The sequence below is a fragment of the Pseudomonas sp. KB_15 genome (genome assembly GCF_052114525.1).
In the GTDB taxonomy this organism is placed as follows: Bacteria; Pseudomonadota; Gammaproteobacteria; order Pseudomonadales; family Pseudomonadaceae; genus Aquipseudomonas.
The window spans coordinates 230,172-248,284 of sequence record NZ_JBFREX010000003.1 but is presented as its reverse complement, the minus strand read 5'-3'; the positions used below and the strand labels follow the sequence as shown (position 1 = coordinate 248,284).

Here is an 18,113-nt window from a genome sequence, read left to right as displayed (position 1 = left end):
AAAAACAACATTCGAAATGCACTTTGAGGACTACAACAATGATTATTTACGGTGTGGCGCTGTTGGCGATCTGTACGCTGGCAGGGGTGATCATGGGTGACATGCTCGGTGTGTTGCTGGGTGTGAAGTCAAACGTCGGCGGTGTCGGGATCGCGATGATCCTGCTGATTTGCGCACGGCTGTGGATGCACAGGCATGGCGGCATGACCAGGGATTGCGAGCTGGGCGTCGGCTTCTGGGGCGCCATGTACATTCCGGTAGTGGTCGCGATGGCGGCGCAACAAAACGTGGTCACGGCGCTGCACGGTGGTCCGGTGGCGGTGCTGGCGGCGATCGGTTCGGTGGTGGTTTGCGGTTGCACCATTGCCCTGATCAGCCGGACCCACAAAGGCGAACCCTTGCCCGATGAACCGGTGGATGTAACGTCGGTTGGCGCACCGGCAGGAGGTCGCTGATATGTGGGAACTCTTTGAGAAAGGCCTGGCAACTAACAGTCTGGTCACCGCATTCGCTTTCGTCGGCATCATCATGTGGGTGTCGGTAATACTCTCCAAACGCCTGACCTTCGGACGGATTCACGGCTCTGCCATTGCCATCGTCATCGGCCTGGTACTGGCCTGGGTCGGCGGCACGATGAGCGGCGGGCAAAAAGGCCTGGCGGACTTGACGCTGTTTTCCGGCATCGGGTTGATGGGCGGCGCCATGCTGCGGGACTTCGCCATCGTCGCCACGGCATTCGAGGTGCAGGCCACGGAAGCGAAAAAGGCCGGCTTGATCGGCGTGATCGCGCTGCTGTTGGGCACGGTGCTGCCGTTTATCGTCGGCGCGTGCATGGCCTGGGCGTTCGGTTACCGCGACGCGGTGAGCATGACCACGATTGGCGCAGGTGCAGTGACTTACATCGTCGGGCCAGTGACTGGAGCGGCGATTGGCGCCAGTTCCGATGTGGTGGCGCTGTCGATTGCCACCGGTCTGATCAAGGCGATTCTGGTGATGGTCGGTACACCGATGGCGGCGCGCTGGATGGGCCTGGACAATCCGCGTTCGGCGATGGTGTTTGGCGGGCTGGCCGGGACGGTCAGTGGCGTGACTGCCGGCCTGGCGGCGACGGATCGGCGCCTGGTGCCTTATGGCGCGTTGACTGCGACCTTCCACACCGGGCTTGGGTGCTTGCTGGGGCCTTCGCTGTTGTTCTTCATTGTTCGCGGGATTGTGGGCTGACCGTACCGACGCCATTGCGGGCAAGCCCGCTCCCACAGGTGCAGTGCAAATCCTTGTGGGAGCGGGCTTGCCCGCGATGGGGGCGACTCGGTTTCAAGCCTGCCGATTGGCATACATCCGACACTCCGCCAGCAACGCCAGCAGGTTCGGATCACGCTCCTTGGCCTTGAGGAACACCACGCCAATGTGTTGCTGCAAGCGGTACTTTTCCTGCAACGGGATCAGCTTCACCCGGTTCTCGTACACCGCCGCAATCCGCCCTGGCAGCAACGCATAACCCACGCCCGAACTGACCATGCTCAGCAGCGTGAAGATGTCGTTGACCTGCATCGCCACCTTCGGCTCGAACCCAGCCTGTTCGAATACCCGCTTGCCGTCCTGATGGGTGGCAAAGCCCTGGGTCAGGGTGATGAAGGTTTCGTCGCGGACCTCGGCCAGGTCGACTTCGGTTCGCTGGGCAAACTTCGAATCGGCGGGGGTGGCGAGGAAGATGTCGTCGGAAAACAGCGGGATCTGCTCGCAATCCGGGTCGTTGACGCTGTCGTCCAGCGACACCAGGATCGCATCGACTTCCATGTTCTTGAGCTTGTAGAGCAGGTCGATATTGGAGCCCAGAATCAGGTCGATGTTGAGCTCGCTGCGACGGATCTTCAAGCCCATGATCAGCTGCGGCACGGTCTTCACCGTCAGGGAATACAGTGAGCCCAGTTTGAAACGCTCAGCCGAGAACCCGGCGGCTTCGCGGGTCAGGCGCACACTTTCGACGACGTCCTGAATCAGCTTCTGCGCCCGTTCCTCCAGCACATAAGCGCTTTCCAGCGGCGTCAGGCTGCGGCCTTCGTGCTTGAACAACGGGCAGCGCAGGGCGCTTTCCAGGGAATGGATCGCCCGATGCACGCTGACGTTGCTGGTCTGCAACTCGGCAGCGGCCCGCGCCAGGTTGCCAGTGCGCATGAACGCCAGGAACACCTCGAGTTTTTTCAGGGTCAACTCTTCATCGATCAGCATGGGGCGGACTCTTTTTGGAATGACTCGATTGTGCCCAATTACTCCGGGCCCGTCGTACAGAAACATTGCGCTTTTACACTTGAAGCCTGAGCCTTGCGCTCTGCAGCAATGAAATTCGAGGTGAGCAACGCATGTATCACGGGGAACGATTGAACGCCTGGACGCATTTGGTCGGGGCAGTGGCGGCGTTTGTCGGAGGGGTGTGGCTGATTGTGCTGGCCAGTCTCGACGGCAGTCCGTGGAAGATTGTCAGCATGGCGATTTACGCCTTTACCTTGCTGGTGCTTTACAGCGCTTCGACCGTGTACCACAGCGTGCGCGGACGCAAGAAAGAGATTATGCAGAAGGTCGATCACTTTTCGATCTACCTGTTGATCGCCGGCAGCTACACGCCGTTCTGCCTGGTGACCCTGCGCGGGCCGTGGGGCTGGACGTTGTTCGGGATTGTCTGGGGCCTGGCACTGATCGGCATCCTGCAAGAGATCAAGCCGCGTTCCGAAGCGCGGATTCTGTCGATCGTGATCTACGCGGTGATGGGCTGGATCGTACTGGTGGCGGTCAAGCCGTTGCTCGCGGCGCTGGGCGCCGCCGGGTTTGCGTGGCTGGCCTCGGGCGGCGTGCTGTACACCGTGGGGATCATCTTTTTCGCCCTCGACCATCGGTTGCGACATGCCCACGGGATCTGGCACCTGTTCGTGATCGCCGGGAGCCTGCTGCACTTTGTGGCGATTCTGTTCTACGTCCTATAAATCAACACAGTCCTCTGTGGGAGCGGGCTTGCTCGCGATGAGGGGGTGTCAGTCGATCGAAATGTTGATTGATCCACCGCCATCGCGGGCAAGCCCGCTCCCACAGGTTGTTCATCAGGCTTCAGGGTTACGCAGGACTCAGGTACTCCAATTGCTCCCGGGCGCGGCGGCTGAAGATCTGCAACAGGTCATTGAGCGTGTGCGGCAGTGGTTCGCTGGCGCGAGTCACGGCGTACAGGGTGATCGGCAGTGGCGGGGCCAGTGGGCGGATGGTCGTGGTGCCCGGTGATGCGCCGAGGGCGGTGAACGGGTCGATCACCGCCAGGCCGGCACCGGATTCCACCATGGCCCGGGCCAGTGAATAGGTCTGTACGGCGATGCGTATCCGGGGCGGCGGCTCGACGGCTTCCAGATAACTGTCGAGCCGCGCGGCCAACGGATCGGCGCTGGACAGCCCGATCAGCGGCGCATTCGCCAGCGCCATCAGCGGCAGTGGCTGGCCGGCGTCGGCCGCCGGCCAGAAACCGTCGGGCGCCAACACCACCAGCACCCCCGAGGCCAGCGCCTGGGCCTTGAGCCCAGGGTGATCCGGGCGTTGCAGGGTCAGGGCGACATCCACTTCGCGCATCAACAGGTTCTGCACCAGTTCGCGACTGTGGGCGCTGGAGAGTTCGCAAACGATGTCCGGGTAACGCCCGGTCCATTCGTGAATGGCCGGCGGCAGCAATGACAGGGCCAGCGCCGGGGTGGCGCCGATGCGCAGACTGTGGCCGGGCTCGCGGCGCAGGCTCTGCGCCAGGCGTCGCACGCCTTGCAGGCTTTCGCTGACCTTGTCCACTTCGCGCTCCAGCTCCAGCGCTTCCGGCGTTGCCTGCAACTTGCCGCGTACTCGCAGGAATAGCGCAAAGCCCAATTGTTGCTCGGCGTGCTGCAACACCTTGCTCACCGCCGGCTGCGAGACGTGCAGCAATTGCGCGGCAGCGCTGATCGAGCCGGTTTGGCGGATGGCCTGGAAAATCTCGATGTGACGAAGGCGCATGGCAAGTCCATAACCTTTGTTTATGGGTTTGCCATCTTTATGCATTGTTCAACGCCTGTCACCTGGCTCTAACCTTGGCCTCGTCTTCACAACGCTTTTAAGGACGGACATGGCTCAGCGTGTGTGCATCATCGGAGGCGGCGTGATTGGCCTGGCAACGGCCTATGCGCTGGTGCGCGACGGCTTGGAGGTGACGGTGGTCGAGGCACGGGACTCGCTGGGCAGCGAAACCAGCTTCGCCAACGGCGGCCAGTTGTCCTATCGCTATGTCGCGCCATTGGCCGACGCCGGTGTGCCTTTGCAGGCCATCGGCTGGATGCTGCGCGGCGATTCACCGCTGAAGCTGCGTCCGCGCTTCGACCCGGCCCAGTGGCGTTGGATGGCGTCGTTCCTCGGCGCCTGCCGCCGCTCGGTCAACCGTGAGAACGCCGCGCACTTGCTGCGTTTGGCGCTGTTCAGCCAGGACACTTTGAAGTCCTGGCGCGAGGACGATGGACTGGCGGGATTCCAGTGGCGGCGCAATGGCAAACTGGTGACTTTCCGCCAGAACAGCAGCTTCGAGCATGCGTGCCAGGGCTTGGCCGATCCGCAGCAACAGCAGGTGTTGTCGCCGGCCGAATGCGCGCAACTGGAACCGGCGCTGATCGATGCGCCCTTTGTCGGGGCGATCTACACCCCGGACGAAGAAGTCGGCGATTGCCACGGTTTCTGCCAGCAACTGGCCGCCCGGTTGCGAGCGTCCGGCCGTTGCGAGTTTCGTCTCGGGCAAGCGGTGACGGGCATTCGCCACAGCAACGGCAGCGTCAACGCCATCGAACTGGGCGAACAAGTAGTGTCGGTCGATCAACTGGTGATCGCCGCCGGCCACCGCAGTCCGCTGTTGGCGCTGCCCGGACTGCAACTGCCGCTTTATCCTCTCAAGGGTTACAGCCTGACCGTGCCGATCGGCGCCGGTCACCGGGCGCCGGACGTAAGCATCACCGACTACGACCGCAAGATCGTCTACGCGCGCATCGGCGAGCAATTGCGGGTGGCGGCGATGGTCGACATCGTCGGCTTCGACTCCGCGCCGGACCCCAGGCGCCTGGCACTGATCAAGCGCCAGGCCCATGACACCTTTCCAAATGCCGGCGCCTATGACGAAGCCGTCGAATGGGCCGGCATGCGCCCGGCCACCCCCAACGGCGTGCCGTTGCTGGGCGCGACGGCGTACCGCAACCTGTGGCTCAACCTCGGCCACGGCGCGCTGGGTTTCACCCTGGCATGCGGCAGCGGGCGCTTGCTCAGCGAACTGATCGGCGAGCGCCGGCCTTCCATCGACCTGCAGGGCTTCAACCACCGGGCCGCCTGAATACTGATTTCTAAGGAGGACACTGCAATGACCATTACCCGACTGCACAGCAACTCGCGCCTGTCTGGCGCCGTGACCTTTGGCGACCTGGTGTTTCTCTCCGGGCAGGTGCCGGGCGATGCTCTGGATGCCAGCGGCCAGACCCGCGAAGTGCTGGCGAAAATCGAAACCTTGCTGGCCGAGGCGGGCAGCGACAAGGATCATCTGCTCAGCGCGACCATTTACCTGAAGAACATCACCGAGGATTTCGCCGCGATGAACGAGGTCTGGTCGGCCTGGCTATCGCCGGGACAGGCACCAAGCCGCACCACCGTGCAGGCTGAACTGGCCCGCCCGCAGGTGCTGGTGGAAATCACCGTCATCGCTGCACGCGTCTGATAAACCAACACCCACAACGGAGAATAACAATGCAAAAAATCACGTTGCTCGCTTGTACGCTTGGCCTGTTGCTCGGCAGTCAGGTTCAGGCCAATGAAGCGCCGCTGACCGGCACCCTGAGCAAGATCGCCAGCGCCAACAGCATCACCCTGGGCTATCGCGACGCTTCAGTGCCGTTCTCCTACGTGGGTGATCACAGCGGCACGCCGATGGGTTACTCGGTGGATCTGGCGGGCAAGATCGTCGAGCGCATCCAGCAGCAACTGGCGCTGCCGGACTTGAAGGTGAAGTACAACCTGGTGACCTCGCAGACCCGCATTCCACTGGTGCAGAACGGCACCGTGGATCTGGAGTGCGGCTCCACCGGCGTGACCGCCGAGCGGCAGAAACAGGTGGCGTTCTCCTACGGCTTCATCTACGTCAAAGGCCAGTTGCTGACCGCGAAGGACAGCGGGATCAAGAGCTTCGCCGACCTGCGCGGCAAGAACGTGGTGACTACTGCCGGCACCACCAACGAGCGCTTCTTGAAAAGCTACAACGTCGATCACAAGATCGACATGTTCGTGATCAGTGCCAAGGACCACGGCGAAGCCTTCCAGATGCTGCAATCGGGCCGGGCGGCGGCATTCTACATGGACGATGCGCTGCTCTACGGCGAGCGCGCGAAGGCCCATGACCCACACAAGTGGGTGGTGGTCGGGGAGGAGCAATCGCGGGAGATCTACAGCTGCATGGTACGCAAGGATGATCCGCAGTTCCTGGCGCTGGTCAACGGCGCGCTGGCGGATCTGTACAGCTCGGGCGAGATCAATGGCATCTACAAACGCTGGTTCGAGCAGCCGATTCCGCCGAAGGGTTTGAACCTTGAGTTCCCGATGACCAGCGAACTCAAGGCGATCATTGCCAAACCGGTGAGCGATCCGGTGCAGTAGCGCCAGACCTGGGTGCTGCCATCGCGAGCAGGCTCGCTCCCACAGGAAAATGCATTTCAATGTGGGAGCGAGCCTGCTCGCGATGGCGGCCTAGAAATCGCCCCACAACTGCTGGGCCACCGCCAGTGCAACAACCGGTGCGGTTTCGGTGCGCAGCACCCGTGGACCGAGGCGGGCGGCGTGGAAGCCGCTGGCCTTGGCCTGATCGACTTCGGCATCGGATAAACCGCCCTCGGGACCGATCAGGAATGCCAGGCTTGGAGGTTTGGCGTGGCTCACCAACGGTTCGGCCACCGGGTGCAGCACCAGTTTCAACCCGGCTTGTGTCTGCTTCAACCAGTCAGCCAGCAACAGCGGCGGATGAATCACCGGTACCTGTGAACGCCCGCACTGCTCGCATGCGCTGATCGCCACCTGGCGCCAGTGCAGCAGGCGTTTGTCGGCGCGCTCGTCCTTGAGCCGGACTTCGCAGCGTTCGGTGAAGATCGGGGTGATTTCGCTGACGCCCAGTTCCGTGGCTTTCTGAATCGCCCAGTCCATGCGCTCGCCCCGGGACAGGCCCTGGCCGAGATGGATTTGCAGCGGCGACTCGACCTGCCCGGCGAAGCTTTCATCGATTTGCACCACGACGCGCTTTTTGCCGACTTCGACCAGCCTGGCGCGAAACTCCTGGCCCGAACCGTCGAACAACTGCAACGCATCGCCCTCGGCCATGCGCAGCACACGGCTGATGTAATGGGCCTGGGCTTCGGGCAACTCCCACAGGTGCTGTGCAAATCCTTGTGGGAGCGGGCTTGCCCGCGATGACGGTAGTCCAGTCAGCGCTGAAGCTTAGGTGAAATCAATCAACCCGGATCACGGAACCCCGGATGGAAGTCTTTCGGCACCGCCACGCTGACGCTGTCACGGGTGGCGATATCGATCCCTTCGCTGGCCACTTCGGCAAGGAAATCGATCTGCTCCGGGGTGATCACATACGGCGGCAGGAAATACACCACGCTACCCAATGGACGAAGCAAGGCTCCGCGCTCCAGGGCGTGCTGGAACACCTTCAGGCCACGGCGTTCCTGCCATGGGTAGGCTTCTTTGGTGGCCTTGTCCTTGACCATCTCGATGGCCAGCACCATGCCGGTCTGGCGCACTTCGGACACATTCGGGTGGTCGACCAGATGCGCTGTCGACGAAGCCATGCGCTGCGCCAGGGCCTTGTTGTTCTCGATGACGTTGTCTTCTTCGAAGATATCCAGGGTCGCCAGGGCCGCCGCGCACGCCAGCGGGTTGCCGGTGTAGCTGTGGGAGTGCAGGAAAGCGCGCAGGGTCGGGTAGTCGTCGTAGAAGGCGCTGTAGACCTCGTCGGTGGTCATGCACGCCGCCAACGGCAGATAGCCGCCGGTCAGGGCCTTGGACAGGCACAGGAAGTCCGGGCGGATACCGGCCTGTTCACAGGCGAACATCGTCCCGGTGCGGCCGAAGCCGACGGCGATTTCGTCGTGGATCAGGTGCACGCCGTAGCGGTCGCAGGCTTCGCGCAGCAACTTGAGGTACACCGGGTGATACATGCGCATGCCACCGGCGCCCTGGATCAGCGGCTCGACAATCACGGCTGCGACACTGTGATGGTTCTCGGCCAGGGTCTGCTCCATGGCCGCGAACATGTTGCGCGAGTGTTCTTCCCAGCTCATGCCCTCGGGACGCAGGTAGCAGTCCGGGCTCGGCACCTTGATGGTGTCCATCAACAGCGCTTTGTAGGTTTCGGTGAACAGCGGCACGTCGCCCACCGACATCGCCGCCATGGTTTCGCCGTGGTAGCTGTTGGTCAGGGTGACGAAGCGTTTCTTGTTCGGCTGGCCGCGATTGAGCCAGTAGTGAAAGCTCATTTTGAGCGCGACTTCGATGCAGGATGAGCCGTTATCGGCATAGAAACACCGGGTCAGACCTTCCGGCGTCATCTTCACCAGACGCTCGGACAGTTCGATCACCGGTTGATGGCTGAAGCCGGCAAGGATCACATGTTCGAGCTGATCGACCTGGTCCTTGATGCGCTGGTTGATCCGCGGGTTGGCGTGCCCGAACACATTGACCCACCAGGAGCTGACCGCATCGAGGTAGCGTTTGCCTTCGAAGTCTTCCAGCCACACGCCTTCACCGCGCTTGATCGGGATCAGCGGCAGTTGTTCGTGATCTTTCATCTGGGTGCAGGGATGCCACAACACGGCGAGATCGCGTTGCATCCACTGATTATTCAGGCCCATTTTCACTCTCCTGGAGGCGGTCCGTGAGACGCGCGGACAAACAATCGCGCAAGCCTATGCAATGCGTGTCACGGGAACAACCCATTGTGTCGAATGAACTACGTTGTACAGGTCGATAGACGTTGCTGGCGGGCGTCAGAAGGCTAACGTATCCTTCGCGGTTCTTGGGCCGTCTGGCTCGCAAAAACTGCTGTTTTCCTCGTGTAATTACGGAGTTCGCTGAATGTCTGTCGGTTGGCTGCGCGCCTGTGCGCTGGTGATGTTGGGGCTGTTCAGCGTGTCTGCGCTGGCCAAGGATAAAACCGCGATCGTGGTCGGCGGCGGCCTGTCGGGCCTGACTGCCGCGTACGAGCTGCAGAACAAGGGCTGGCAGGTCACCCTGCTGGAAGCCAAGTCGAGCCTGGGCGGTCGTTCCGGCATGGCCACCAGCGAGTGGATCGGCAATGACAAGACCCAACCGGTGCTGAACAAGTACGTTTCGAACTTCAAACTGAGCACCACGCCGGCACCTGAGTTCGTGCGGACCCCTGGCTACCTGATCGACGGCGTGTATTACAGCGCTGCCGATCTTGCCACCAAGGAGCCAGCCACCGCCGAGGCGCTCAAACGCTACGAAAAGACCCTGGATGATCTGGCGCGCTCGATCGACGACCCGCAGAACCCGGCCGCCAACAACACCCTGCACGCGCTGGATCAGGTCAACGTGTCGAGCTGGCTCGACAAGCAGAACCTGCCGGCCACCGCGCGCCAGCTGATCAACCAGCAGATCCGTACCCGCTACGACGAGCCTTCGCGCTTGTCGCTGCTGTATTACGCGCAGCAGAGCCGCGTTTACCGTGGCGTTTCCGATCGTGACCTGCGTGCTTCGCGTCTGGTCGGCGGCAGTCCGGTGCTGGCGCAGGCCTTCGTCAAACAACTGAAGACCATCAAGACCAGCTCCCCGGTCTCGGCGATCATTCAGGACAAGGACGGCGTGACCGTCAAAGTCGACAGCGTCAGCTATCAGGCTGACTACGTGGTGCTGGCCGTACCATTGCGTGCCCTGAACAAGATCCAGATGACCCCGGCGCTGGACGCTCAGCACCTGGCGGCGATCAAGGGCACCAACTACGGCTGGCGTGACCAGATCATGCTGAAGTTCAAGACGCCGGTGTGGGAAAGCAAGGCGCGCATGTCCGGCGAGATCTACAGCAACACTGGCCTGGGCATGTTGTGGGTCGAGCCTGCCCTGAAGGGCGGTGCCAACGTGGTGATCAACCTGTCCGGCGACAACGCGCGGGTGATGCAGGCGTTCGGCGACAAGCAGATGGTCGATCAGGTGTTGATTCGCCTGCATACGTTCTATCCACAGGCGCGCGGTTCGTTCACCGGTTATGAAATCCGTCGTTACAGCACCGACCCGTCGACTGGCGGTGCCTACCTGGCCTTCGGTCCGGGCCAGATCAGCAAGTTCTGGCGTCTGTGGGAACGTCCGGTCCAGCGTGTAACCTTCGCTGGCGAACACACCGATACCCTGTACCCGGGCACCCTGGAAGGTGCATTGCGTACCGGTCAGCGTGCAGCCAGCCAGGTTGAAGACCTGGCGGCCGGCAAGTCGTTTGAACCGGCGAAAGTGGTTCCGGTAGCTGCTGCAGCGGCGGGTGCTGGTGCGGTGGCGGCGAAGAAGGGCAACTTCTTCAGCAACCTGTTCGGCGGCTCGGATGACGTGAAGAAACCGGAACCGGTCAAGACGCCAGAGCCTGTTGCACCGCCTGCTCCGGCGCCAGCCCCGGCCGCCGTTCCGGCACCGGTGGAAGCACCGAAGCCTGCGGCACCGGTAAAAGCCGAGCCAGCCAAGAAGGCTCCGGCCAAAGCCCCGGCGAAACCGGCAGCCAAGACCGAAGCGAAAAAAGCCCCGGCCAAGGCACCTGCCAAGAAAGCCGAGCCGGCCAGGAAGCCAGCGGCCAAACCCGCAGCGACCCCGGCAACGGATACCAAGGCGCAATAAGCCCTGGGACAAAAAAACGCGGCGTAAATGCCGCGTTTTTTTATGCCTGGAGAAATCCGCATTCACAATCGAATAAACCTATTGCAGGAAGTGTTATTGAGTTGGGCTAAATTTTTGTATACACATTGGCCTTTAATCTTTTCTTAACTCGCCTATTTCAGACTCTTTATCGTATTTCTCGATATTTCAAAGCGAAATTTTCGGCTTTAATTCGATGGATAACTCGATAGTCTTGGGCCAGCACTTACAGGGATCTAGGCAATGCAGCTACGTAACTCTACCTCCCGCTACGGCTGGGTCAGCATCTTCATGCACTGGGGCGTGGCACTGGCCGTATTCGGTTTATTCGCCCTCGGGCTGTGGATGGTCGGCCTCGGTTATTACGACCCATGGCGCAAGACCGGGCCGGATCTGCACAAGAGCATTGGTTTGATCCTGCTGGGGGTCATGGTATTGCGCGTGTTGTGGCGCTTTATCAGCCCGCCGCCGCCAACCCTGGCCAGCTACAGCCGCATGACGCGTCTGGGCGCCATGTTCGGCCATGCCTTTCTGTATCTTTGTCTGTTCGCTGTGATGATTGCCGGTTACCTGATTTCCACCGCAGAAGGTGCCGGAATACCGGTGTTTGACTGGTTTGAAGTGCCTGCCCTGGTTTCCGGACTGCCGGACCAGGCAGATAACGCCGGTGCGATTCACCTCTACCTGGCGTGGGTGCTGGTAATTTTTTCCGTCCTCCATGCGTTGGCAGCATTGAAGCACCACTTTATCGACCGTGATGTGACCCTCAAGCGAATGCTGGGTCGCAAAGCCTGAAGTTCAACCTCGACTCCCAAGGAAAACAAAGCATGTTGAAAAAGACTCTCGCCGCCCTGGCAATCGGTTCGGCCCTGCTGTCCGCTAATGTGATGGCTGCTGACTACGTTGTAGACACAACAGGCCAGCACGCCTTCGTTGACTTCAAGATCAGCCACCTGGGCTACAGCTTCATCACCGGTACCTTCAAGACCATGGACGGCAAGTTCAGCTTCGACGCTGCCAAGCCTGAAGACAGCAAGATCGAGTTCAACGTGAACCCCGCCAGCGTCTTCACCAACAACGCTGAACGTGACAAGCACATCTCCAGCAAAGACTTCCTGAAAGTGGCTGATTTCCCTAAGGCCACGTTCGTGTCTACCAGTGTTAAAGCCACCGGTAAAAACGCTGCTGGCAAAGACACGGCCGACGTGACCGGCGACCTGACTATTGCTGGCGTAACCAAGCCAGTCGTGATCAAGGCCACTTTCCTGGGTGAAGGCAAGGATCCATGGGGCGGCTACCGTGCAGGCTTCGAGGGCACTACCAGCATCAAGCGTTCCGATTTCGGCAAGATGATGGACCTGGGTCCACAGTCTGACGCAGTCGATCTGTACGTCAGTTTTGAAGGTATCAAAGCGAAGTAACTTTCGTGCCAACATAAAAAACGCCCCTGATCGAAAGGTCCGGGGCGTTTTTTATTGCCGAACACAAATCCATTGTGGGAGCGAGCCTGCTCGCGATTGCGGTTGAACATTCAACATTGATGGCGACTGATCCACCGCCATCGCGAGCAGGCTCGCTCCTACAGGGTTTTGTACTGATCAAAAAAATGCCCCGGACCTTTCGGTTCGGGGCATTTTCTATTGCGGCGATAACTCAGCGATTGCGGGTCAGCAGCGCTGGTTTCTCACCACGAGGGCGGCTTGGCAGTTGATCCAGCTGCTCAGGTGTCGGGAAGCGGTCCGCCTTCGACTCCTTGTGCATGATCTTCGGCGCAGGACCGCGCGGGTTCTGTACGGCTGGTTCCGAACGAGGTTGATCGTCACGGGCCGGGCGGCGATTGCGCGAGTCTTCGCGGCGGGCCTGGCCGTCGCGCGGTGCACCACTGCGTGGGCCGTTGCGCTTGGCTGGCGGGGTGCCGGTGCTGGCGCCATCGCTGTTGCGCGGACCGTTCTGGCGACCACCCTGTGGTTTGCCGCCACGCGGAGCGCCGGAACCGGCGGCTGTGCCTTGTGCCGGAGCGCCTGGACGACGGCCGCGGCCCTGGGCAGGTTTCTGCTGCGGCACGTAGTCGACGCGGTTACCGAAGTTATCGATATCGTCGTCCAGGAACTCGTCCGGGGCACGGTCAGCGGCGGCACGTGGTTGGCTCGGCTGACGCTGTTCGCGGGCCGGGGTACCTTCGCGAGGTTTTTGCTGACGGGCCGGACGCTCACCGCGCTCACCCGCCGGTTTTTCCTTGCCCTTGTCCTTGCCTTTGTCCTTACGACCGCCACCGCTGCCGTTCGGACCGTCGCCGCGCGGGCCACGAGGATTGCGTGGGTTACGCATGTCCGGACGCTCGCGCACTTCTGGTTTCTCGGCTTCCACGGCACTCGCATCGAAGCCCATCAGGTCGCCGTCGGCGATTTTCTGTTTGGTCATGCGCTCGATGCTTTTCAGCAGTTTTTCTTCGTCCGGGGCTACCAGCGAAATCGCCTCGCCCGATCGACCGGCACGGCCGGTGCGACCGATACGGTGCACGTAATCTTCATCGACGTTCGGCAGCTCGAAGTTGACCACATGTGGCAACTGATCGATGTCCAGGCCGCGGGCGGCGATATCGGTAGCCACCAGGATGCGCACAGTACCGGCCTTGAAGTCGGCCAGGGCTTTGGTGCGGGCGTTCTGGCTCTTGTTGCCGTGGATCGCGACGGCGCTCAAGCCGTGTTTGTCCAGGTACTCGGCCAGACGGTTGGCGCCGTGCTTGGTGCGGGTGAACACCAGCACCTGTTCCCAGGCACCTGCGGTGATCAGGTGCGCCAACAGCGAACGTTTGTGGCTGGCCGGCAGGCGGAACACGCGCTGTTCGATGCGCTCGACCGTGGTGTTCGGCGGCGTGACTTCGATGCGTTCCGGGTTGTGCAGCAGCTTGCCGGCGAGGTCGGTGATGTCTTTGGAGAAGGTCGCCGAGAACAGCAGGTTCTGGCGTTTGGCCGGCAGACGCGCCAGCACTTTCTTCACGTCATGGACGAAACCCATGTCGAGCATGCGGTCGGCTTCGTCCAGCACGAGGATTTCCACGTGGGACAGGTCGACGCTGCCTTGGCCGGCGAGGTCGAGCAAGCGGCCAGGGCAGGCCACCAGCACGTCCACGCCACGGGACATGGCCTGAACCTGCGGGTTCATGCCGACACCGCCGAAGATGCAGGCGCTGACGAACTTCAGGTCACGGGCATAGACCTTGAAGCTTTCATGCACTTGCGCGGCGAGTTCGCGGGTCGGGGTCAGGACCAGCACGCGCGGCTGGCGCGGGCCGTGACGCTGGGATTTGTCCGGGTGACCGTTGGGGAACAACCGTTCCAGGATCGGAAGGGCGAAACCGCCGGTTTTACCAGTACCTGTCTGTGCCGCAACCATCAGGTCGCGACCTTGCAACACGGCGGGAATGGCCCGCTGTTGCACCGGAGTAGGCTCGGTATAGCCCGCCGCCTCGATGGCGCGGACTAAAGCCTCGGAGAGACCGAGGGAAGCAAAGGACATGAGAAATCCTGTTTTAGTTAGGGCTTGGCCCAATGGGAGTCTTGCCTGGCGCGAATGGCGTTTAAGGAGACGCTATCCCGTCCGGTCCTGCTGGGTCTCGAAGGTTCGTCTGCAAGCGCTCGCGCGGGCTGAAAGCTGCGCAGTAGCGGGGTCGAGATGCCTTTTATGATTCCGAGCGTCCGGGCGTGAGCCTGGCGGGAAGGCCGGAGTATAACAGAGCAATCACTGCGCGCCGCTTTCCTGCTGCTCAACGGTTTTTTCTGCGGCAGCCGTAGTCTTTTCAGACTTCACGCTGGCGGCCGGTTCCGCGCCGTAGCGGGCACTCAGTTCAGCGTAGGCGGGCTCGCGCTTGAAACGCTTGAGTTCGGCACCGAAACGCTGCACCAGCAGATCCATGCCTGCATTGCGCCGTACCGCGAGAAACTGGCTTTGCTGGCTGATAATCGTGGGGTTTTCGGTGATCTTGTTGCGGATGCCCAGTTCGTCGAGCAAATGCTGGCCGACCCGGCGGTCGGTAATCAGCAGGTCAATCCGCCCGCGTACCAGCTTGCCGAAGTTGGCTTCATGGGTAGGGGCCGGCTCGCGGGTGAACAGCGTCGAATCGCTGAAGTCCTTGCTGTACAGGTAACCCGGCGAGGTGCCGACAGTCAGGCCGCGCAATTCATCAAGGGTGCGAAACGGATGGGGCCGGTCATTGGCGTAGAACATCACGAACTGGACTTCAGACAGGGGTTCGCTGGGGTAGAGCAGGGTCGCATCACGTTCGTCGCTGTGAAAGATGTCCAGCGCGCCATCGGCCTGACCCGATTCAAGCATCGACAGGCAGCGTTTCCAGGGCAGGAACTGCCATTCCACTTCAATGCCCAGGCGCTTGAAGACAATCGCGGTGGTTTCGTAGTCCAGGCCCAGTGATATGCCGTTGTCTTCGTATACGTAAGGCGCCCACGGTTCCGTGACAATGCGCAGCTTCTCGCCCCGGGCGGCGAAGCTCAGGCAAGTGAAGACAAGCACGGCGATTAACTGCGTGATCAAAGGCATGGCTTGAGATTACGACGAGAAACCGGAAAGAGCCAGAAACTGACCGCAGATGCTCTAACTCCGTGGGTTGCCGCACATTAATAGTGCGTTGAAAGCAAAAGATCGCAGCCTGCGGCAGCTCCTACAGGGAATACACATTTCTCTGTAGGAGCTGCCGCAGGCTGCGATCTTTTGATCTTGCTTTAACGACTTTTAACGCGGCAGCTTCAGGTTTTTCCACACCGCCAGGCTCGCTTCAGCCTGGTTCAGTGTGTAGAAGTGCAGCCCCGGAGCGCCGCCCTGCAGCAGTTGTTCGCACATCTCGGTGATGACCTGTTCGCCAAAGCGCTGAATGCTCTGGGTGTCGTCGCCGTAGGCTTCCAGTTGCTTGCGGATCCAGCGCGGGATTTCCGCACCGCAGGCATCGGAGAAACGCGCCAGCTTGCTGTAGTTGGTGATCGGCATGATGCCCGGCACGATCGGGATGTTCACACCCAACGCCCGCACGCGCTCCACGAAGTAGAAGTAGCAGTCGGCGTTGAAGAAGTACTGGGTGATCGCACTGTCGGCGCCAGCGTTGGCCTTGCGCACGAAGTTGGCGACATCGTCTTCGAAATTGCGCGCTTGCGGATGCATTTCCGGGTAGGCGGCGACTTCGATGTGGAAGTGATCGCCGGTTTCTTCACGAATGAATTCAACCAGGTCATTGGCGTGGCGCATTTCACCGCTGGCCATGCCCATGCCCGAAGGCAGGTCACCGCGCAGGGCAACGATACGCTTGATGCCGGCCGCCTTGTACTGGGCCAGCAGGCCGCGCAGGTCAGCTTTGCTATCGCCCACACAGGAAAGGTGCGGAGCGGCAGGGATTTTGACTTCACTTTCGAGCTGCAACACGGTGTTCAGCGTGCGATCACGGGTCGAACCGCCAGCGCCGTAGGTGCAGGAGAAGAAATCGGGGTTGTAGGTGGCCAGCTGGCGAGCAGTGGCGAGCAGCTTTTCTTGCCCAGCATCGGTCTTCGTAGGGAAGAACTCGAAGCTGTAGCGACGATCTTGGGACATGGGAATACCCTTGAAAACGCGTAAGCCTGTGAAGCCCACAGAGCCCATGTGGGAGCAGGCTTGCCCGCGAAGGCGTCAGCACATCCAGTATCAATGTTGACTGACACACTGCTTTCGCGAGCAAGCCCGCTCCCACAGGGAGAGCAGGCAGCAGATCCGATCAGTAGCGGTAAGCGTGCGGCTTGAACGGACCTTCGACGGTCACGCCGATGTAGTCGGCCTGGGTCTTGGTCAGTTGAGTCACAACGCCGCCGAAGCCACGGACCATTTCCAGGGCCACTTCTTCGTCGAGTTTCTTTGGCAGTACTTCAACGGTCAGGCGCTCGGCCTTCTGAGCTGGCGACAGGTCGGCGTATTTCTGGCCGAACAGGAAGATCTGCGCCAGAACCTGGTTGGCGAACGAACCGTCCATGATGCGGCTCGGGTGGCCGGTTGCGTTGCCCAGGTTAACCAGACGGCCTTCGGCCAGCAGGATCAGGTAGTCGTCGTTATGCGGGTCGAAATCGCCAGCGCCGGTACGGTGGATCTTGTGAACCTGCGGCTTCACTTCTTCCCATGCCCAGTTCTTGCGCATGAAAGCGGTGTCGATTTCGTTGTCGAAGTGGCCGATGTTGCAGACAACAGCACGCTTCTTCAGGGCTTTGAGCATGTTCGAATCGCAAACATTGACGTTGCCGGTGGTGGTCACGATCAGGTCGATCTTGCCCAGCAGTGCCTTGTCGATGCTGGCTTCAGTACCGTTGTTGATACCGTCGATGAACGGCGAAACCACTTCGAAACCGTCCATGCAGGCTTGCATGGCGCAGATCGGGTCAACTTCGGAAACCTTGACGATCATGCCTTCCTGGCGCAGGGACTGAGCAGAACCCTTGCCCACGTCGCCGTAGCCGATGACCAGCGCTTGCTTGCCGGACAGCAGGTGGTCGGTGCCGCGCTTGATCGCATCGTTCAGGCTGTGACGGCAGCCGTACTTGTTGTCGTTCTTGCTCTTGGTTACCGAGTCGTTGACGTTGATTGCCGGGATTTTCAGCTCGCCCTTGGCCAGCATGTCCAGCAGGCGGTGAACGCCGGTGGTGGTTTCCTCGGTCACGCCGTGGACGCGGTCCAGAACCTGTGGGTACTTCTTGTGCAGCAGCTCGGTCAGGTCGCCGCCGTCGTCGAGGATCATGTTGGCGTCCCATGGCTGGCCATCCTTGAGGATGGTTTGCTCCAGGCACCACTCGTACTCTTGTTCGGTTTCACCTTTCCAGGCGAAAACCGGAATGCCGGCAGCGGCAATGGACGCGGCGGCCTGATCCTGAGTCGAGAAAATGTTGCAGGACGACCAGCGCACTTCGGCACCCAGGGCAACCAGGGTTTCGATCAGCACGGCAGTCTGAATGGTCATGTGGATGCAGCCGAGGATCTTCGCGCCTTTGAGCGGTTGCTCAACGGAGTACTTGCGACGCAGACCCATCAGGGCCGGCATTTCGGATTCGGCGATGATGGTTTCGCGACGGCCCCAGGCAGCCAGGGACATGTCGGCGACTTTGTAATCGGTAAAATCTGCAGGCGTGATAACAGCGCTCATGAAGAGCCTCCAT

The 18,113-nt window shown here is 61.0% G+C and carries 17 protein-coding genes; 9 read left to right on the top strand and 8 right to left on the bottom strand.

Features of this window, described 5'->3' with window-relative positions; translation table 11 throughout:
• Positions 1 to 38 precede the first annotated feature (38 nt).
• Both madL and madM read left to right on the top strand, forming a co-directional pair.
• Positions 39 to 455 carry a malonate transporter subunit MadL gene (madL, locus tag AB4Z35_RS05305; protein WP_008001124.1) on the top strand — a complete coding sequence of 139 codons (417 nt, stop codon included), beginning with the start codon at positions 39 to 41 and terminating at the stop codon, positions 453 to 455.
• A gap of 1 nt (position 456) precedes the next feature.
• On the top strand, positions 457 to 1,221 hold the full coding sequence (gene madM, locus AB4Z35_RS05300) for a malonate transporter subunit MadM (RefSeq protein ID WP_442096255.1): 765 nt from the start codon (positions 457 to 459) through the stop codon (positions 1,219 to 1,221).
• Between the two features lie 93 nt (positions 1,222 to 1,314).
• Here the strand turns inward: madM and AB4Z35_RS05295 are convergent, their stop codons facing one another.
• Positions 1,315 to 2,229 carry a LysR family transcriptional regulator gene (locus tag AB4Z35_RS05295; protein WP_008001122.1) on the bottom strand — a complete coding sequence of 305 codons (915 nt, stop codon included), beginning with the start codon at positions 2,227 to 2,229 and terminating at the stop codon, positions 1,315 to 1,317.
• A gap of 131 nt (positions 2,230 to 2,360) precedes the next feature.
• Between AB4Z35_RS05295 and trhA the strand changes: the two genes are divergently transcribed.
• Positions 2,361 to 2,978: a PAQR family membrane homeostasis protein TrhA gene (gene trhA, locus AB4Z35_RS05290; RefSeq protein WP_442096254.1), complete on the top strand. Its 618-nt coding sequence runs from the start codon at positions 2,361 to 2,363 to the stop codon at positions 2,976 to 2,978.
• A 127-nt stretch (positions 2,979 to 3,105) separates the two neighbouring features.
• On the opposite strand, the gene AB4Z35_RS05285 is transcribed toward trhA, so the two are convergent.
• On the bottom strand, positions 3,106 to 4,017 hold the full coding sequence (locus AB4Z35_RS05285) for a LysR family transcriptional regulator (RefSeq protein ID WP_442096253.1): 912 nt from the start codon (positions 4,015 to 4,017) through the stop codon (positions 3,106 to 3,108).
• Between the two features lie 109 nt (positions 4,018 to 4,126).
• Here AB4Z35_RS05285 and AB4Z35_RS05280 point away from each other — a divergent pair, with 109 nt between their 5' ends.
• Genes AB4Z35_RS05280 through AB4Z35_RS05270 form a run of 3 tightly spaced genes read left to right on the top strand, consistent with a single transcriptional unit; the run spans position 4,127 to position 6,678 of the window.
• Positions 4,127 to 5,368 (top strand): D-amino acid dehydrogenase, encoded by a 1,242-nt coding sequence (locus AB4Z35_RS05280; protein WP_442096252.1) that lies wholly within the window; start codon positions 4,127 to 4,129, stop codon positions 5,366 to 5,368.
• Positions 5,369 to 5,395: 27 nt separating this feature from the next.
• Positions 5,396 to 5,746: a RidA family protein gene (locus AB4Z35_RS05275; protein ID WP_007987754.1), complete on the top strand. Its 351-nt coding sequence runs from the start codon at positions 5,396 to 5,398 to the stop codon at positions 5,744 to 5,746.
• 29 nt (positions 5,747 to 5,775) lie between these two features.
• Positions 5,776 to 6,678, top strand: a complete 903-nt coding sequence (locus AB4Z35_RS05270; protein ID WP_108229605.1) for a transporter substrate-binding domain-containing protein — start codon at positions 5,776 to 5,778, stop codon at positions 6,676 to 6,678.
• Positions 6,679 to 6,768: 90 nt separating this feature from the next.
• Here AB4Z35_RS05270 and AB4Z35_RS05265 read toward each other — a convergent pair whose 3' ends face one another.
• Together AB4Z35_RS05265 and AB4Z35_RS05260 are read right to left on the bottom strand one after the other, a co-directional pair.
• On the bottom strand, positions 6,769 to 7,443 hold the full coding sequence (locus AB4Z35_RS05265) for a 16S rRNA (uracil(1498)-N(3))-methyltransferase (protein WP_442096464.1): 675 nt from the start codon (positions 7,441 to 7,443) through the stop codon (positions 6,769 to 6,771).
• Positions 7,444 to 7,523: 80 nt separating this feature from the next.
• Positions 7,524 to 8,930 carry an adenosylmethionine--8-amino-7-oxononanoate transaminase gene (locus AB4Z35_RS05260; protein WP_007994350.1) on the bottom strand — a complete coding sequence of 469 codons (1,407 nt, stop codon included), beginning with the start codon at positions 8,928 to 8,930 and terminating at the stop codon, positions 7,524 to 7,526.
• 223 nt (positions 8,931 to 9,153) lie between these two features.
• Between AB4Z35_RS05260 and AB4Z35_RS05255 the strand changes: the two genes are divergently transcribed.
• The 3 genes from AB4Z35_RS05255 (at position 9,154) to AB4Z35_RS05245 (ending at position 12,356) form a co-directional block, all read left to right on the top strand.
• The gene (locus AB4Z35_RS05255; protein WP_442096251.1) at positions 9,154 to 10,917 is read left to right on the top strand and encodes a flavin monoamine oxidase family protein; all 1,764 of its coding nucleotides are present in this window, start codon (positions 9,154 to 9,156) and stop codon (positions 10,915 to 10,917) included.
• 261 nt (positions 10,918 to 11,178) lie between these two features.
• Complete coding sequence (locus AB4Z35_RS05250) at positions 11,179 to 11,730, top strand: cytochrome b (protein ID WP_442096250.1); 552 nt, start codon at positions 11,179 to 11,181, stop codon at positions 11,728 to 11,730.
• A 32-nt stretch (positions 11,731 to 11,762) separates the two neighbouring features.
• Positions 11,763 to 12,356 (top strand): YceI family protein, encoded by a 594-nt coding sequence (locus tag AB4Z35_RS05245; RefSeq protein ID WP_442096249.1) that lies wholly within the window; start codon positions 11,763 to 11,765, stop codon positions 12,354 to 12,356.
• A 232-nt stretch (positions 12,357 to 12,588) separates the two neighbouring features.
• Here AB4Z35_RS05245 and AB4Z35_RS05240 read toward each other — a convergent pair whose 3' ends face one another.
• The 4 genes from AB4Z35_RS05240 to ahcY all read right to left on the bottom strand — a co-directional run bounded on the left by AB4Z35_RS05240 (position 12,589) and on the right by ahcY (position 18,100).
• Positions 12,589 to 14,454 (bottom strand): DEAD/DEAH box helicase, encoded by a 1,866-nt coding sequence (locus AB4Z35_RS05240; RefSeq protein ID WP_442096248.1) that lies wholly within the window; start codon positions 14,452 to 14,454, stop codon positions 12,589 to 12,591.
• Between the two features lie 222 nt (positions 14,455 to 14,676).
• Complete coding sequence (locus tag AB4Z35_RS05235; RefSeq protein WP_442096247.1) at positions 14,677 to 15,492, bottom strand: substrate-binding periplasmic protein; 816 nt, start codon at positions 15,490 to 15,492, stop codon at positions 14,677 to 14,679.
• 192 nt (positions 15,493 to 15,684) lie between these two features.
• Positions 15,685 to 16,530, bottom strand: coding sequence for a methylenetetrahydrofolate reductase [NAD(P)H] (metF, locus tag AB4Z35_RS05230; RefSeq protein ID WP_108229597.1), 846 nt, complete (start codon positions 16,528 to 16,530; stop codon positions 15,685 to 15,687).
• A gap of 160 nt (positions 16,531 to 16,690) precedes the next feature.
• A complete protein-coding gene (ahcY, locus tag AB4Z35_RS05225; RefSeq protein WP_007981660.1) occupies positions 16,691 to 18,100 on the bottom strand; it encodes an adenosylhomocysteinase in 1,410 nt (469 codons plus the stop codon).
• Positions 18,101 to 18,113: the final 13 nt, after the last annotated feature.

Coding starts and splice junctions, on each gene's coding strand:
- madL (WP_008001124.1), top strand. CDS start 39: ATGATTATTTACGGTGTGGCGCTGTTGGCGATCTGTACGCTGGCAGGG.
- madM (WP_442096255.1), top strand. CDS start 457: ATGTGGGAACTCTTTGAGAAAGGCCTGGCAACTAACAGTCTGGTCACC.
- AB4Z35_RS05295 (WP_008001122.1), bottom strand. CDS start 2,229: ATGCTGATCGATGAAGAGTTGACCCTGAAAAAACTCGAGGTGTTCCTG.
- trhA (WP_442096254.1), top strand. CDS start 2,361: ATGTATCACGGGGAACGATTGAACGCCTGGACGCATTTGGTCGGGGCA.
- AB4Z35_RS05285 (WP_442096253.1), bottom strand. CDS start 4,017: ATGCGCCTTCGTCACATCGAGATTTTCCAGGCCATCCGCCAAACCGGC.
- AB4Z35_RS05280 (WP_442096252.1), top strand. CDS start 4,127: ATGGCTCAGCGTGTGTGCATCATCGGAGGCGGCGTGATTGGCCTGGCA.
- AB4Z35_RS05275 (WP_007987754.1), top strand. CDS start 5,396: ATGACCATTACCCGACTGCACAGCAACTCGCGCCTGTCTGGCGCCGTG.
- AB4Z35_RS05270 (WP_108229605.1), top strand. CDS start 5,776: ATGCAAAAAATCACGTTGCTCGCTTGTACGCTTGGCCTGTTGCTCGGC.
- AB4Z35_RS05260 (WP_007994350.1), bottom strand. CDS start 8,930: ATGGGCCTGAATAATCAGTGGATGCAACGCGATCTCGCCGTGTTGTGG.
- AB4Z35_RS05255 (WP_442096251.1), top strand. CDS start 9,154: ATGTCTGTCGGTTGGCTGCGCGCCTGTGCGCTGGTGATGTTGGGGCTG.
- AB4Z35_RS05250 (WP_442096250.1), top strand. CDS start 11,179: ATGCAGCTACGTAACTCTACCTCCCGCTACGGCTGGGTCAGCATCTTC.
- AB4Z35_RS05245 (WP_442096249.1), top strand. CDS start 11,763: ATGTTGAAAAAGACTCTCGCCGCCCTGGCAATCGGTTCGGCCCTGCTG.
- AB4Z35_RS05240 (WP_442096248.1), bottom strand. CDS start 14,454: ATGTCCTTTGCTTCCCTCGGTCTCTCCGAGGCTTTAGTCCGCGCCATC.
- AB4Z35_RS05235 (WP_442096247.1), bottom strand. CDS start 15,492: ATGCCTTTGATCACGCAGTTAATCGCCGTGCTTGTCTTCACTTGCCTG.
- metF (WP_108229597.1), bottom strand. CDS start 16,530: ATGTCCCAAGATCGTCGCTACAGCTTCGAGTTCTTCCCTACGAAGACC.
- ahcY (WP_007981660.1), bottom strand. CDS start 18,100: ATGAGCGCTGTTATCACGCCTGCAGATTTTACCGATTACAAAGTCGCC.